At 64.9% G+C, this 15146-nt stretch carries 13 protein-coding genes and 1 pseudogene; 7 read left to right on the top strand and 7 right to left on the bottom strand.

From position 1 onward, the window contains the following. Nucleotides 1-248: 248 nt before the first annotated feature. A complete protein-coding gene (locus GGD61_RS01925) occupies nt 249-1952 on the top strand; it encodes a type I secretion system permease/ATPase (RefSeq protein WP_183230327.1) in 1704 nt (567 codons plus the stop codon). Further along, on the top strand, nt 1949-3259 hold the full coding sequence (locus GGD61_RS01920; RefSeq protein WP_092259205.1) for an HlyD family type I secretion periplasmic adaptor subunit: 1311 nt from the start codon (nt 1949-1951) through the stop codon (nt 3257-3259). Before GGD61_RS01925 ends, GGD61_RS01920 begins: the two co-directional genes overlap by 4 nt. A 458-nt stretch (nt 3260-3717) precedes the next feature. Here GGD61_RS01920 and GGD61_RS41575 read toward each other — a convergent pair. The 3 genes and pseudogenes from GGD61_RS41575 to GGD61_RS01910 form a co-directional block, all read right to left on the bottom strand. Then, nucleotides 3718-4009 (bottom strand): annotated as a pseudogene (locus tag GGD61_RS41575) (hypothetical protein). A gap of 246 nt (nt 4010-4255) precedes the next feature. Beyond that, the gene (locus GGD61_RS01915; RefSeq protein ID WP_092259207.1) at nt 4256-5062 is read right to left on the bottom strand and encodes an alpha/beta fold hydrolase; all 807 of its coding nucleotides are present in this window, start codon (nt 5060-5062) and stop codon (nt 4256-4258) included. A 154-nt stretch (nt 5063-5216) separates the two neighbouring features. Next, nucleotides 5217-6593: a hypothetical protein gene (locus GGD61_RS01910; protein ID WP_177237228.1), complete on the bottom strand. Its 1377-nt coding sequence runs from the start codon at nt 6591-6593 to the stop codon at nt 5217-5219. A gap of 292 nt (nt 6594-6885) precedes the next feature. Between GGD61_RS01910 and cysE the strand changes: the two genes are divergently transcribed. Both cysE and GGD61_RS01900 read left to right on the top strand, forming a co-directional pair. Continuing rightward, nucleotides 6886-7710: a serine O-acetyltransferase gene (cysE, locus tag GGD61_RS01905; protein ID WP_018322099.1), complete on the top strand. Its 825-nt coding sequence runs from the start codon at nt 6886-6888 to the stop codon at nt 7708-7710. Between the two features lie 145 nt (nt 7711-7855). Continuing rightward, entirely contained in the window at nt 7856-8074 is a 219-nt protein-coding gene (locus GGD61_RS01900) for a DUF3126 family protein (protein ID WP_007602550.1), read from the top strand. A 136-nt stretch (nt 8075-8210) separates the two neighbouring features. On the opposite strand, the gene GGD61_RS01895 is transcribed toward GGD61_RS01900, so the two are convergent. From GGD61_RS01895 to GGD61_RS01885, 3 genes are read right to left on the bottom strand one after another with little or no spacing between them, the layout of a single operon-like run. Next, nucleotides 8211-9515 carry an FAD-dependent oxidoreductase gene (locus tag GGD61_RS01895; protein ID WP_092259208.1) on the bottom strand — a complete coding sequence of 435 codons (1305 nt, stop codon included), beginning with the start codon at nt 9513-9515 and terminating at the stop codon, nt 8211-8213. Further along, nucleotides 9512-9817, bottom strand: coding sequence for a ferredoxin family protein (locus tag GGD61_RS01890; RefSeq protein ID WP_026202677.1), 306 nt, complete (start codon nt 9815-9817; stop codon nt 9512-9514). Before GGD61_RS01890 ends, GGD61_RS01895 begins: the two co-directional genes overlap by 4 nt. A 2-nt stretch (nt 9818-9819) precedes the next feature. Continuing rightward, entirely contained in the window at nt 9820-11946 is a 2127-nt protein-coding gene (locus GGD61_RS01885; RefSeq protein WP_092259209.1) for a molybdopterin-dependent oxidoreductase, read from the bottom strand. Nucleotides 11947-12143: 197 nt separating this feature from the next. Here GGD61_RS01885 and GGD61_RS01880 point away from each other — a divergent pair, with 197 nt between their 5' ends. Further along, nucleotides 12144-13043: an AraC family transcriptional regulator gene (locus GGD61_RS01880; protein ID WP_246785848.1), complete on the top strand. Its 900-nt coding sequence runs from the start codon at nt 12144-12146 to the stop codon at nt 13041-13043. Between the two features lie 201 nt (nt 13044-13244). Here GGD61_RS01880 and GGD61_RS01875 read toward each other — a convergent pair whose 3' ends face one another. After that, a complete protein-coding gene (locus GGD61_RS01875; protein ID WP_092259210.1) occupies nt 13245-13952 on the bottom strand; it encodes a hypothetical protein in 708 nt (235 codons plus the stop codon). A gap of 223 nt (nt 13953-14175) precedes the next feature. Here GGD61_RS01875 and GGD61_RS01870 point away from each other — a divergent pair, with 223 nt between their 5' ends. Beyond that, nucleotides 14176-14505, top strand: a complete 330-nt coding sequence (locus GGD61_RS01870; protein WP_018322105.1) for a DUF6949 family protein — start codon at nt 14176-14178, stop codon at nt 14503-14505. A gap of 89 nt (nt 14506-14594) precedes the next feature. Then, entirely contained in the window at nt 14595-15125 is a 531-nt protein-coding gene (locus tag GGD61_RS01865; protein ID WP_092259211.1) for a gamma carbonic anhydrase family protein, read from the top strand. The last annotated feature ends 21 nt before the right edge of the window (nt 15126-15146 follow it).

The raw sequence follows: 15146 nt of genomic DNA, 5'->3' as shown, positions 1-15146 counted from the left end.
CACCTGTTCGGTCGCACGGGGCTGGAGTAGATTCGATGCCGGATAGTGTCACCGTCTGGTGCGGCCATCTCTCCCGGTCTGCTGCCGCCTGGTGTGGCCAGGTCCTCGGTTATCCAGAGGAGCTGGCGAGCTTCACCATCCGCGTCGGGCTGTTGGCCGTGGCGGCCTTCATTTTCATCAGGCTGGTCTGGAAGCGGCGGCGCGCGGCGGCAGCTGCGCGACCCGACGAGCCAGCTCACGCGCATCAAATGTCCTCGCCGCTTCACGCCTGTCGCGGCGTGTTGGTCGGGCTCGGCCTGATCACCGCCATGTTGAACGTGCTGTACCTGACCGGTTCGTTCTTCATGCTCGAAGTCTACGACCGCGTGGTGCCGAGCCGCAGCGTGCCGACGCTGATCGGCCTCGCCGCGCTGGTCGGCGCGCTCTATTCGTTCCAGGCATTCCTCGACATTCTGCGCGGGCGCATCCTCGTCCGCATCGGCGAGTGGCTCGACCGCGCATTCTCGGCGCGCGCCTACGACGTCGTCGCGCGCTGGCCGCTGCGGGCGCGCGCCAGCGGCGACGGGTTGCAGCCGGTGCGCGATCTCGACCAGGTGCGCAGCTATCTCTCCGGGCTCGGCCCGACCGCGCTGTTCGACCTGCCCTGGATCCCGTTTTATCTCGCGATCTGCTTCATGTTTCATCCGCTGCTCGGGCTCACGGCATCGATCGGCTCGGTGATGCTCGTGTCCCTGACCCTTCTCACCGACCGCTTGACGCGTGCGCGCACGAAGGAAGTCACCGGCCAGATCGCGCAACGCAACGCTCTCGCCGAAGCGAGCCGGCGGAATGCCGAGGTATTGCAGGCCATGGGCATGCGCGGGCGGCTCGCCGCGCGCTGGGCGGACGTCAATGACAGCTACATGTTCACCCAGCGGCGCGCCGCCGACATCGCCGGCGGCTTCGGCTCCGCCTCCAAGGTGCTGCGCATGGTGCTGCAATCGGCGGTGCTGGCCGTCGGCGGCTATCTCGTCATCATCCAGGAGGCGACCGCGGGAATCATCATTGCCGGCGCCATTCTCACCTCGCGCGCGCTCGCGCCGGTCGAGCTCGCCATCGCCCACTGGAAGAGCTTGATCGCGGCCCGGCAAAGCTGGAAACGTCTGCAGCAGCAATGGGCGCAACTCCCGGCCGAGGAGGAGAAGACGCCGTTGCCGCCGCCGTGCAAGACCCTCGCCGTCGAGGCTGTCTCCGTGGCGCCGCCGGGCGAGCAGACCGCCGTCGTGCTGGAAGCCTCCTTCGCGTTGAACCCGGGGCAGGGGGTTGGCATCGTCGGCCCGAGCGCATCGGGCAAGTCGTCGCTGGTGCGTGCCATCGTCGGTGTGTGGGGGGCGGCGCGTGGCAAGGTGCGGCTGGACGGCGCCGCGCTCGACCAATGGAGCTCCGAGGCGCTCGGCCGCCACATCGGCTATCTGCCGCAGGACGTCGAGGTGTTCGCCGGCACGGTGGCGCAGAATATCAACCGCTTCGAACCCGTTCCCGACGCCGAGGCGATGATCGCCGCCGCGAACGCCGCCGGTGTGCACCAGATGGTGCTGCGCTTGCCGAAAGGCTACGACACGCCGATCGGCGAAGGCGGCGCGGCGCTCTCTGCCGGGCAGCGGCAGCGCATTGCGCTCGCCCGTGCCCTTTACCGCGAACCCTTCCTGGTGGTGCTCGACGAGCCCAACTCCAATCTCGACTCCGACGGCGACCAGGCCCTGACGCAGGCCATCCACGGCGTGCGTGCGCGGGGCGGCATTGTCATCGTCGTCGCGCATCGCACCAGTGCGCTCGCTGGCGTGGACCAATTGATCGTGATGGCCGAGGGGCGCGTGCAGGCGTTCGGGCCCAAGGACGCGCTGCTGGCCAAGATGATGCAGCCGCGGCCGGCAGTGCCGCTTAAGGTCGTAACCGAAGGAGCGAGCCTTTGAACCGCGAGCCGGTGAACCAGGTTCCGCACGCGATCCGCCAGCACCTGCGCGCCGGCCTCGTGGGCGTCATCATTCTTGCCGGGGGCGCCGGCGGCTGGGCCGCGACCACGGAACTGGCTGGCGCCGTCGTCGGCTCCGGCACGCTGGTGGTCGACAGCTACACCAAGAAGGTGCAGCATCCGACTGGCGGCGTGGTCGGTGAACTCAACGTTCGCGAGGGTGCGCGGGTGACGGCTGGCGACGTGATCGTGCGCCTCGACGAGACGGTGACGCGGGCCAATCTCCTGATCGTCGTCAAGAGTCTCGACGAACAGGCGGCGCGCCGGGCGCGGCTCGAGGCTGAGCGCGACGGCCAGGACCGGCTCGAATTTCCCGCCGACCTCATTGATCGTGCCGCCGATCCCGACGTCGATCGACTGATCGTGGGCGAGCGCAAGCTGTTCGAGTTGCGCCGCGCCGCCCGCACCGGCAAGAAGGCGCAGCTCAGCGAGCGCATAGGCCAGCTCCGGGAGCAGATCCGCGGGCTCGACGAGCAGATCCAGGCGAAAGACCGCGAAACCACCTTCATCGACCAGGAGCTTCTGGGCGTGCGCGACCTGTGGCGAAAGAATCTGGTACAGATCACGCGCCTGACAACGCTCGAGCGCGACGCGGTGCGCCTGCATGGCGAACGTGGCGCTCTGGTCGCGGCCATCGCCGAAGTCAGGGGCCGGATCACCGAGACCACGCTGCAAATCATGCAGATCGATCAGGATCTGCGCACCGAAGTCGGAAAGGATCTCGCCGAGATCCGCGCCAAGACCTCGGAGCTGGTCGAGAAACGCGTTGCCGCCGAGGACCAGCTCAAACGCATCGATATTCGCGCGCCGCAGGACGGCACCGTGCATCAGTTGGCGCTGCACACCATCGGCGGCGTCATCAGCCCCGGCGAGCAGATCATGCTTATCGTCCCCACGCACGACGCGCTCGTCGTGGAGGTGCGGATTCCCCCGCATGAGATCGATCGTCTGTCGGTCGGCCAGCCGGTGCTGTTGCGCTTTACGGCCTTCAACCAGCGCACCACACCCCAACTCAACGGCGAAGTGAGCCAGGTGTCCGCTGACGTGGCGGTCGACCAAAAGAGCACGACGAGCTTCTATGTAGCCCGCATCGCAGTTCCCGAGGCGGAGATCGCCCGCCTGGGCGACCTGAAGCTGATCGCCGGCATGCCGGTCGAAGCCTTCATTCAGACCGACCAGCGCACGGTGATGTCGTACCTCGTCAAGCCGCTCTCCGATCAGTTGATGCGCGCCTGGCGCGAGCGCTAAGCTGCGACCTCCCCTAAAGTGAAGGCAATCTCTTGTTAAGGGCGGCTATCACCGGATTCAGTTGCGCGGGTTCTTTGCCGACGCGGATAGGCTGTTGAACGCCAAGTTCTGGCTGTTCCTTTTCGACGAAGCGATCGCTGCTCGACGAAACCAAGTGCGATGGCCGAAGATGCGGTCATCGTCTGCGGCTGCGGTTGCACGAAGACCATTACAGGGCCCGAAGGTCATCGCGCGCATTGGGTCGATCGAATGATCCAATATGCAAGCTGGTGCCTCTCCCAGGTTCACGGTCCTTCCGCGCGATCGGGAAATATCCCATCTATGGTTCCAGGACCCGCGATCCTCGCTCTCGCGCGGCCTGGGCGGTCAGGATTGCGCTCGGATGAGCACCGCTATAAGCGCGGCAGCCAAGATCGCTAGCCATATCGACGAGACGATCATGGAGGCGAAGTGCCAATCTACGTCACGGCGCCTGGGCTGCATTGTGTCTCCTTCCGCAGGCCGCGCGTCGGCTCAGCGGCCTCTATCGCCCTTCCGTTGGGGCTGCCATCGCGGCCGCCGTTGCGCGGGCCATTGTTGCCATGGTGCTGATGGTCATGGTGGACCGCCCCCCGCGCCAGACTGTGCAATCGCGTTGGACGTGAGGGACGTTGATAGCAAAAGGGTGATGGTCGGCGGCGTCACGGCGGCGAACTTTCCGCAGGTCTTCAAGAATTCCCGTCGGTCGTCGTCCTGGTCTGCCATGGTCATTTCTCTCGAGCGGTATTAAATAATATTAAATAAATTAAATCAATTAAATTTTGTTCCTGTGAGCAGGCGGGAATTCCGGCGCCGGCGGCGGCCGGGGTGATGACCTTTCAGCATCCCGGAGGTCGCTAAGGGCGGTTATGGACCTCAGGTCGAGACGGGCAGGGACGTCAGCAAAGGCCAAACTGCGGACATCGATGCCGTACCCTCGAAAACCAGCGCGGCGAAGCTCGCCGTGCAAGTAGCGATCTAACGGGGCTCTGACGACGTGGCCGGCCTAGCCTCCTCGAAAAACGCCTTCAGTTCTGCTGCCATCACGGCCGGGTCCACCACGTGGCCCTGACCGGTGAGCACCTTTCGCCGGGCCCGGGGGATCGTGTCCGCGAGCGCGTCGGCCGCACCTTCGAACGGGGGGATGCCGCCGCCCGTGGCAACCAGCACCGGCTGGTGAAGGCGCGCGAAACGTTCCAACGGGGCTTGGCGCGTCCCCAGCACGGCAGCGTCGTAGGCCAACGTATGCGCTATTCGCTCGAGACTCGGCCAGACCGGATGCGCGCGAGCGCCGGCGATCTCTTCAGCCGAACTTCCGGCGAGCTCCATGAACAGTGCTACGGCATCGCCGCGCCGCCCCGCCGACAGTCGTCTGTCGAGCTCGGCCACATAGGCCCGCTGCTGTTGCGGCGTCTCCGGCGCGAGGTCGTAGGGCACTTCATAGACTGCGACCGCATCGATGGACCGCAATGTGGCAGCCGTCTCGAGGGCCAGGGCGCCGCCGGTCGACACGCCGTAGAGCGCAGCACGGCCGCCCCCCGCCGCGTCGATGAGCGCGGCGATGTCCTCGATCTCGCGGGCAACTGAATATTCGCGCCCGTCACCACTCTCGCCGCGACCGCGCCGCGCATAATTTACCACGCGAAACCAACGGCTGAGTTCTGTTGCAAGTCGCGCGTTCTCGCTGCCGTCATCGAGCGAGCCGGTGGTAAGGATGACCGCCGGACCGCTGCCGTCGATGGAGTAGGCAATCTGGGTGCCGTCTGCGGACGTGACATAGGGCATGCTAGCTCTCCTTGGACGGGGTTTTGCGGACACGTTTCTCGGGCAAGGCGAAGAGCAGCCGAAGATAAAAGCGAGGTGATCCAGGCTGTCGAGCGCGGCGGGCATGCCGTCCATCGCCTTGGTTACGCAAGCGGACTAGATAAGCCCGGGCCATCTAGGAGTGGCGATGATCCGGTCTTGACGGATCAGTTTCGCCAAACCGCCGCGCCAGTGCCATCAGCACCACGAAGGTGGCGACCCACACCATCCGCGCGCCGTAGCGGTCGTGCGGGCCTGAAATCACGGCGCAGATGAAAGCGTTGCCGAGCAGCGCCAGCGTCACGGTCGCCGCCAGCAGCATCAAATCGTCCAGCCGGCGGTTCGCGAGCGCATGGCCGAGCAGCGCGACCAGCGCCAGCATCGAGGCCAGCGCCACCGGCACGTGCAGCCAGTTGATTGCGGTGAAGTCGAGCTGCCAATTCTGCTGCCGCGCGGCGCGCATCGGCCCGGCCTGCGCGGGGACGTAGCGTTCGATGATGCCGCGGGTGTGCGGGATCCAGCCATTGGTGCCTTCGCCGGTCGCGACATGCAGCAATTGCTGGCCCATCGCCCGCAGCGCCGCGCCGGCCTGCCAGGCCGGATAATCCTTCAGCGACTGCACGACGATGTAACCCATCTCCTCGTTCATGCCTTCAAAGCGGCCGAGCGCGTTGAACATGCTCTTGCCCCACAGGAACTCATCTGCCGTCGCCGGCAGTTCGTTGCGATAGGGACACAGCTTGTAGCGCTCGCGGGGACAATGGTCGTTGAGGTAGCGCGCGACGATGCCGTCCTGCATCATGCGGCCGAAGGCGACGCCGTAACCGCCGGGCGTCCAGGCCAGCTTGCCGGACAGCGCATAATTCGCCGAGACCAGCATCACCCCGCCCGCAACGATGGTGAGGCTGGCCTGCGCCAATCCGGCCAGCGGAAGGCGCTCCTTGAGAAACGGCCGTACCATCCAGCCCGCGACGCAAAGACCGAGCAGCACGCCGAGCGTGGCGCTGTGGGTGGCGGCGGCAAAGGCGGTGAAGACGAACAGCGAGATTTTCTCGAGCACCGAGGTTCGGCTGGCGCCGACGACCAGCAGGAACAGCGACAGCACCGAGAGTCCTGCAAAGATGTCGGTGAGCAGCATGCTCGCAAGCCAGGGCAGCGCGGTCGACAGGATCAGGCCAAGGCTGATCGCGACGAAGCGGACAGTCTGCATCATCGAGAGCACGCGCAGGGTGAGCTGCAACAGCCACAGCGTTGCCAGCGACTGGACCGCGAGGTTGATCCAAAAGCCAAAACTCTCGCCAAAGTGCAGATAGAGGCCGAACACCGTGGAGCGGCTGGGGACGAGATAGCCCTCGTACCAGCGCGCCAGATAGCCGCCGGTATCCCATTGCAACAGTGGGTAGCCGTTCCAGAACGCCGGCGCGATCATCAGGAGGGGCAGGGCCACCGCCGCCAGACGCAGCCAAAGCGTATCCCCGGCGCGTGCGCGCAATTGATCGGTGGTGATGCTCAAATCTGTTCCCCGTCCTCGCCCCGAACCATGCTCGCAATAAGGGTCGGGAGAGAATTCACCAATAGTTTGACGCGGCCCGACTTGAATTTGGCAAAACTCTGACCACTTTGAGCCGACCTTGCTGCTTGGGGGCTTCGAAAGAAACTGTTGTGTTTCAATGTCTTGGCATGCTTTGGCAGGGCAAGGCGCTGTTCACTCTCAGGCAAGCCGGTCAGGACTTCGTCGCCTACACTATGCTATAAAGCCGGCAAAACGAGCCCACTCGAAAGAGCAAATCCCAAAGAGCAAATCCATGGCAGTGCATCAGGTCAATCCGGGAGGAAAGCTCGCATCGCTCGATCCGATCTGGGACCGGATCCGGGGCGAAGCGGAGGACATCGTCCGTCGCGAGCCCGAGCTTGCGACTTTCATCTATTCGACGGTGCTGCATCACAGCCGCCTGGAAGATTCGGTGATCCACCGTGTCGCCGACCGGCTCGATCACTCCGCGCTGTCCGGCGACCTCGTGCGCCAGACCTATGGCGAGGCGCTGCGCGACGATCCCGATCTCGGCAACGCCTTCCGCGCCGATCTCGTGGCCGTCTACGATCGCGATCCCGCGACCTCGCGCTTCATCGATCCCTTGCTCTACTTCAAGGGCTTTCACGCCATCCAGACCCATCGCCTGGCGCACTGGCTCTGGCTGAAGGGCCGCAAGGATTTTGCGTATTACCTGCAGAGCCGCGCCTCCGCGGTGTTCCAGACCGACATCAATCCCGCCGCGCGCATCGGCCGCGGCATCTTCCTCGACCACGCCACCGGCTTCGTCTGCGGTGAGACGGCGGTGATCGAGGACGACGTCTCGATCCTGCACGGCGTCACGCTCGGTGGCACCGGCAAGGAGAACGAGGACCGTCATCCGAAGATCCGCCATGGCGTGTTGATCGGCGCCGGCGCGAAGATCCTCGGCAACATCGAGATCGGCCATTGCGCGCGCATCGCCGCCGGCTCGGTCGTGGTCAAGCCCGTGCCGCACAACGTCACCGTCGCGGGCGTGCCTGCCAAGGTCGTCGGCGAGGCCGGGTGCGCCGAACCGTCGCGCACGATGGATCAGATGATCAACGCGATGGGGCTTTGAGACTTGGGGCTTAAGACTTGGCTTTGAAGGCGAAAAGGGCCGGATTTCCGGCCCTTTCGGTCCCCAAATTCTTTGGCAATTCATGCTGGCGGTTCGTCGCGTCTCGTCCTAAAACCCGCCGACCATTTTCGATCGGAGACTTGCCGTGGACGTCAAAGAAGTCAGAAAGTTAGATGCGTATTTGAAGCGCGTATTCGGCAATCCCAAGATCCGCGTCGTGCCGCGGCCGAAGAAGGACGATTCCGCCGAAGTCTATATCGGCGAGGAATTCATCGGCGTTCTCTTCGTCGACGACGAGGACGACGATCGCTCGTTCCAGTTCCAGATGGCGATCCTCGAGGACGATCTCGTCGATCAGGAGTAGATGCGAGCGTGGTCCGGAAAAGTGCGCAGCGGTTTTCCGAAAAGATCATGCTTAAACAACAACCTAAAGCGCGATGACGATTCATCCTGATCGCATCGCGCTTTAGTGCGGTCCGGTGGCGCGATCGGTTCCGGGGTTACGCGCCCACCGCTGCGAGCATGTCGGGGATTGTGACGAATTTTTCCCGCGGCTTGCCGAGCAGGGCTCCCCTGGATTTCTCGGCAGTATCGATCACCATCCAGTCCGGATAGCTCACGACGCGGGTGACGCGGCCGACGACGCGTGCCAGCAGCGCATCCGGCGTGTCCGGGCGCGCTCGCCGATGCGCAAGATCCGCCAGCACGGCCTCTGCCGTGGCGATGCCGCAGCCGCGATTGGTGCCGATCGTGCCGTTCGGACCGCGCTTGCTCCATCCGCAGGCATAGAGGCCCTCGATCACGCAATGCCCGTTCGTGACACGTCCATTGGCATTGGCATGAACGCCGCGATGTGTGTCGTAGGGCACGCCGGTGACGGGCGCCGTCCTGCGGCCGACGCTGCCGAACACGAGGCCGCCGGCGATGTCCTCGACGGCGCCGGACCGGTGCGTCACCGAGAGGGTCTCCACCCGGTCTCGTCCGTGGATCGCGAGGGGCGAGAAGCCAAATCGAAAGACACAGCGGCGCGGCCTGGTCGCGGTCTGCTGCGAAAATCCGCGCAGCAGCGACAGCTTCTCGACCAGCTCCGGATCTGCGGGATGCTGCGGTTCGAAGTCCTTCGGCGTGACATCGCGGTCGTCGACGAGCGTGTCGCATGACCTCAATTCGAGGAAATCGCGCAATTCCTTGGCGCTAAATTTGGCCTGCACCGGTCCGCCGCGGCCGACGATGGAGATCTCGCGAATCCGGCTCGCCCCCAGCACCTCGAGCGCGTGGCGCGCGATGTCGGTCTGTCGCAGCTCGTCGGCGGTCTTGGCGAGAATGCGTGCGACGTCGAGTGCGACATTGCCGTGACCGATGATGATTGCCGCCTCATGGTCGAGATTGAAGCTGAGATCGGCGAAATCGGGGTGTCCGTTGTACCACGCGACGAAATCGCCGGCGCTGTGGCTCCCGGGAAGAGCCTCGCCCGGAATGCCCAGCGGCCGGCTCAGTTCGGCGCCCGTTGCCAACACGACGGCGTCATAGGCCTCACGCAGCTCGTCGACCGTGACATCGTCTCCGACCGTGACACCGCCGATGAAGCGAAAGCCGGGCATGGCGGCGATGCGGTCGAACGCTGCCGTCACCTGCTTGAGCTTCGGGTGGTCGGGCGCCACGCCGAACCGCACCAGCCCGTACGGCACCGGGAGCCGTTCGAACATGTCAACCGTCACGGATGTACCGGAACGCAAGAGGGCCTCGGCCGTGTAGAAGCCGCTCGGTCCGCTGCCGACCACGGCGACGCGCGTCCCGCCTGTCATCGGCCGAGCGCCAGGCGGCGTTCGTCGGCGCCCGGCAGAGGCACCAGGCGCGCGCTGATGACGGGAGTTTCGGCGGCGCGCTTGCGGTTGACGTCGATCCAGAATTTCTTGTCGGCTGCGAGGCGATAGTCGGGCTCGATCGCACCGACCGGGCAGGCCGGCGCGCAGCCGCCGCAGTCGATGCAGTTTTCCGGATCGATATAGGTCATGGACTCATCGAGGTGAAAACACTCGACGGGACACACCGTGACGCATTCGGTGTATCGGCACCCCCGGCAGTTGTCGGTGACCACATAAGTCATCGTCACGCCCCGCTGACTTGGACGAGGATGTCGGAGAATGTCGGGGCCCGGCCGAGGTCGGCGAACGCCGGCGGCGTCAGCACGTGGACCGTCGCGCCCTTGCGATTGGACCGCTGCCAGTACCCGGACGGCGCCACCACGACTCCAGGCATGATGTCGGACGAAACGGTCGCAAAGGCTTCGAATGAGCCCCGATCGTTGAACACGCGAATGGGCGCGCCGGCGACGATCCCGCGCTGTGCGGCATCATCGGGATTGAGAAGCACCGCCTGTTCTTCGCCGGCCTGGGCGGTTTGCGCGGGAAGATTGCCGTAATTCGAGTTCAGGAAGGCGTGGCTCTTCGGCGAGATCAGGCTGAGCGGGTAGCGCGTCGCGAGCACCGGCGCCGTGCGCGGGTTCTCGTTCGGCGGGATGTAGTGGGGCAGGGGATCGACCGGCGTGGCATCCTGGTCGCCGTTGTAGCCCTGGCGGAACAGCGGCACCACGAAGTTGCCGCCGCCCGCGATCGTCGATTTGAACTCGCACTTGCCGGAGGCGGTCGGGAAATTGCCCTCGCGATGCGGCGCCCAGTCGGCGGGCGCCGGCATGTTGAGGCGCGCATAGCCCTTGGTCTTGACGCCGTCGAGCGTGATGCCTTCGAGAACCGGGCTGCTCCAGTCGAGCGAAGCTTCGATGATTTCGTCGTCGGTCCGGAAGAAAGTGGGGTCGGTGATGCCCATTGCGCGCGCCAGGCGGCGGAACAGCTCGGTGTTGGAGACGGCTTCGCCGAGCGGCGCGATCGCCTGGTTGTTGTAGGAGAGGTAGAGGTGCCCCCAGGAGAACATGATGTCCTTCTGCTCGAGCTGCGTGGTTGCGGGCAAAACGATGTCGGCATATCTGGCGGTGTCGGTCAGGAAGTGCTCGCTGACGACGGTGAATAGATCCTCGCGTTCGAGCCCTTTTTCGAGCTTGGCCTGTTCGCTCACCATCGCCATCGGGTTGGCGTTGTAGACGAACAGCGCCTTGACCGGTGGGTCGAAGCCGAGCTCGCCGGTCAGCGCAGCTCCAAGCCGCCAGGAATTGAGCACGCGCATTGTCTCGGGCTGCAGATCGGGCCGCATCAGCACGTCCCATCTGACCGGGAAGGCCCAGATTGGCAGCTGGAGCAGGCCGCCACCGACATGCTTCCAGGCGCCGATCAGCCCCGGAAGGCAGGCGATCGCACGCACGGTCTGGCCGCCGCCGGCATGCCGCTCGACCGCGACGCCGATGCGTACGACGGCGGGCGGTGTGGTCGCAAATTCTCTGGCCAGCTTGAGGATGTCGTCGACGGGAATGCCAGTTTCCTGCGAGGCAAATTCAGGGGTGTAGGTCGCGGCCCGCTCGGCCAGCTCCTCATAGCCAACGGTGTATTTGTTGACGTAGTCGCGATCGACAAGGTTCTCTTTGATGATGACGTGGATCATCGCCAGCGCGAGCGCGGCGTCAGTGCCGGGCCGGATCGGAATGTGCCAGTCGGCGAGGCGCGCGGTGCGGGTGCGGACGGGATCGATCACGACGAGCTTGGCGCCGGCCTTCTTTGCCTGCTCGATGAACGGCCAGTGATGCGAGTTCGTGCTCAGCGTGTTGCAGGCCCACAGGATGATGTATTTCGAGTGCACGAAGCTTTCGGGGTCGACGCCGGGCGTGTGCCCGATCGTCATCATGTACGCTGTGCACGAGGCGGAGTCGCAGAACGTGCGCTCCAGCACTGTCGCACCCAGCTTGTTGAAGAGGGGATCTCCGACATTCAACCCGTTGATGATGCCCTGCGTGCCCAGATAGCTGTATGGCAGGATCGCCTGCGCGCCGTGCTCGGCGATCACGGAGGTCCAGCGCGATGCGATGGTGTCGATGGCTTCGTCCCAGGAAATCCGCTGGAATTGCCGGGAGCCCTTCGGGCCGACCCGCTTCAGCGGATGGAGGATGCGCTTGTCGCTGTAGACGCGCTCCTCGTAATTGTTGACCTTGACGCAGAGCCGTCCGCGCGTGAACGGGTGATCGGGATTGCCGCGGACGGCAATCGCCTTGCCGTCCTCGACCGTGGTCAGGATGGAGCAGGTGTCCGGGCAGTCGTGGGGGCATGCGCCTATGACCGTGGACCTCGCCATGGATCTCTCCGCTTCCTGATTCAAGACGGTCCGAAGGATGCGGCGGCCGGACCCGCCTTGGCTTTTCAAAACGTGCGGTGTTGTTGTCCCGGACTGCTCTCGTCCGGTGGACGCCCTGGCGGTTCTCTGGCATGCTAATTGCTGGAACCGGCAATACCTCTCTACCCGTACATCGCGTGATCTGGCGGAGATTTCCGATGGGTATGCTTGGCAACTCTGTCGATAAATATGTTACCGGCAGAATGCTCCAGACGTCCAACGACCGGCGGTGGGGGCATCTCCTGGCGGAGCGATGGAGTCATGAGCCGGGCGATCTCCCTCCGCAATTGCCGCGTGATACCGAGATCGCGATATTGCTGCGCGGCAGTTCGGTCGTCGACCGCGAAGGCGCTGGCATGCGGCAGCGCACCTTCGGCAGGAGAGGCACCGTCTGGCTCTGCCCGGCCGGCATCCGCGAAGACTTCATCCGCGTCGAGAACCAGATGCAGGAATGCCTGCATCTCTTTCTTCCGGGCAAGCCGTTCGACGACACCATGCTTAGGGATCTCGACATCGATCCCTCGGGCATGTCCATCCGTTACGAGACGATCGATCGGGACATGTTCATCGAGCATGTCGCGGACCGCATTCTCGCGGAGCTCGCGCAGGAGACCTCCACAGGCCGCCTTTTGATCGAAAGCCTGGGGCGGGCCTTGTCCGCCCATCTGGTGCACAGCTACGCCGCCAGTTCAGTCCGGCTGAAGCAATCCTATGCCGTGCAGAAACCGCTCGATGCAAGGCGCCTGTCGCGCGTCACGGAATTCATCGACGCATCCGTCGAGCGCGAGTTCACCGTGAAGGATCTCGCATCGGTGGCCTGCATGAGCCCGGCGCATTTCTCCCGCAGCTTCAAGGCGGCGACCGGAACTGCACCGCACGAATATGTCAGCCGTCAGCGCCTCGATCTCGCCAAGCGGCTCCTATCGACCAGCGATCGCCCGCTGGTCGATATCGCCTTTGCCGCGGGATTTTCCTCGCAGGCCAATTTCAACCGCGCCTTCCGCAAGGCGGTCGGCACGACGCCGAGCCTTTATCGGGCGCGGAAGGGGCAGGATTGAGCCTGCCCGCATCAAGTGTGGATGATGTGGCCTTGAGATCCCACGGGTTTTGCCCGATGGGTCAAGCTTTGATTCGTAAATAACGAATATCTAAAAATACGAAGTGCGGCCGTGACTTGGCTACTGTGCATGGGGTTGTTTTTCGAGATTTGGTTCGATGAGGGGTTGAGCCCGGCCTGCAAGCCGATCTCGCGGCCGCGCTCAGCCCCTCGGCCCGCGCAGCTGCGCCGTCAGCCTGTCCATCGCCTCCGCCGCATCGCGCCATTGCGACAGCCAGCTGCGCGGGAAGCGGAAGGTGAGGTCGGCGCCGCCGACGCGGCGCTCGGACAGGCACATGCCGGGCGTTGACGCATCGCGGGTGCAGCGCGCGGTCAGCGCGGGGCTTGCAGCCGAATAGAAATCTTCGCTGCCGTATGGCGTGTCAGCACGGAACATCCGCATCGTCAGGCCGTCCGCGGGCGTCGCTGCGGCCTGGTCGAGATAGCGCGGATAGATCGTGGCTGTCCGCTGCTCGGGCGAGAGCGCATCGTGATGGGCCGTGATCGATAGGAAGATGCGGTCGATCGATTGCGCCGCCGCCTCCACCGTGTCGGCGGTGACGTGTTTCGGCGCGCCAGGCGGCTCGAGCGAGGGATAGAGGAAGTCGAGATCGATGCGCTCCTGCGGCCCGGAGTGCCGCTGGATCTTCATGCGGATCGCCGTCACCGGCAGGTTGAACAGCGTGCCGCCGACGCTCACCGGCAGCTTGTCCGGGGCGTTCGCGCCGCGGGTGCCCCAGGTCGGCCACAACAGATAGGCGACGAGCGCGACCGCGCAGACCGCAGCAATGCCGCCGAGCACGATCGGGACGGCATGCGCCCAGGTGCGCGTGCGGGGGGATCTATGGGGAACTGCCGAAAACACCGTCATGAGCTTGTACGAGGTCGAGCCGGAAGTCGGCCGGTGGCCGACGAATCAGCGGCGAATATGCCACGCGGCGGCGATTTCGCGCAGCGTTCCCGGCTGCGGGGGGGCGGGGACGGCCCTGCGTGGACAGGACGGCGGCGTTAACCTTCCCTTAAGGATAATGTAGCGTTAACCGGCTCCATTTGTCACAGGAATGCTCGGCGTTGCGTAAGAGCGGACCGTTCCGATGACACCTGAAGCTTTCAACACCTTCTTCTCGATCTGCATTGGCTTCGCGCTCGCGGGCGCGCTCGTGAACGGATACCAGGCGCTGGCGCAGCGGCCCGCCGGGTTCGGCCTGCTGCAGGACGGCGTGGCGCCGAAGACCTTCGCTGCGGTGCCGTTCCTGGTGTTCGCCGCGCCCTTCATCATCATGCGCAACACGCTGCGCGGCATGCGGGTGGAAAGCCGCCGCGCCGAGTTCGTGATGATGGCGACCCTCATCGCCGGCTTCTGGAGCATGATGAGCGGCACCTTCTTCCTGATGACGCTGCGCGCGGCCGGCGTTCTGGGCTGACGCCCGCGCATTGAGCTCTGCCGGCGCGGGCCTTTGCGTCGCGGCTGCCGTTTGGCTATGCCAGTGGTCAACGCGACAGGAGACCCCCAATGGCGATCTACGAGCTCGACGGGCAGGCGCCCGACCTTCCCGCCGACGGCAATTATTTCATCGCCGAGACCGCCACCGTGATCGGTCGCGTGCGCCTGAAGCCGGGCGCAAGCGTCTGGTTTGGCGCGGTGTTGCGCGGCGACAATGAGTGGATCGAGATCGGCGAGGGCGCCAATGTGCAGGACGGCTCGACCTGCCACACCGATCTCGGCTTTCCGCTTCACATCGGCCGGAACTGCACGGTCGGCCACAATGTCATCCTGCACGGCTGCACCATCGAGGAGGGCGCGCTGATCGGCATGGGCTCGATCGTGATGAACGGGGCGAAGATCGGCAGCAACAGCATCGTCGGAGCCGGTTCCGTCATCACCGAGGGCAAGGAATTTCCCGAACGTTCCCTGATCATCGGCTCGCCGGCGCGCGTGATCCGCACGCTCGACGACGCCCAGGTGCAGAAGATGGGGAGTGCGGCGAGGTTTTACGTGGCCAACGGTCCGCGCTTCAAGAAGGGCCTGAAGCGGATCGGGTGAGAAGTCCGCGCGGCCTCTCCG

The sequence above is a fragment of the Bradyrhizobium sp. SBR1B genome (genome assembly GCF_014198205.1).
GTDB lineage: Bacteria > Pseudomonadota > Alphaproteobacteria > Rhizobiales > Xanthobacteraceae > Bradyrhizobium.
Note: the sequence above shows the minus strand (reverse complement) of the source record. Positions and strands in the feature narration are given on the sequence as shown.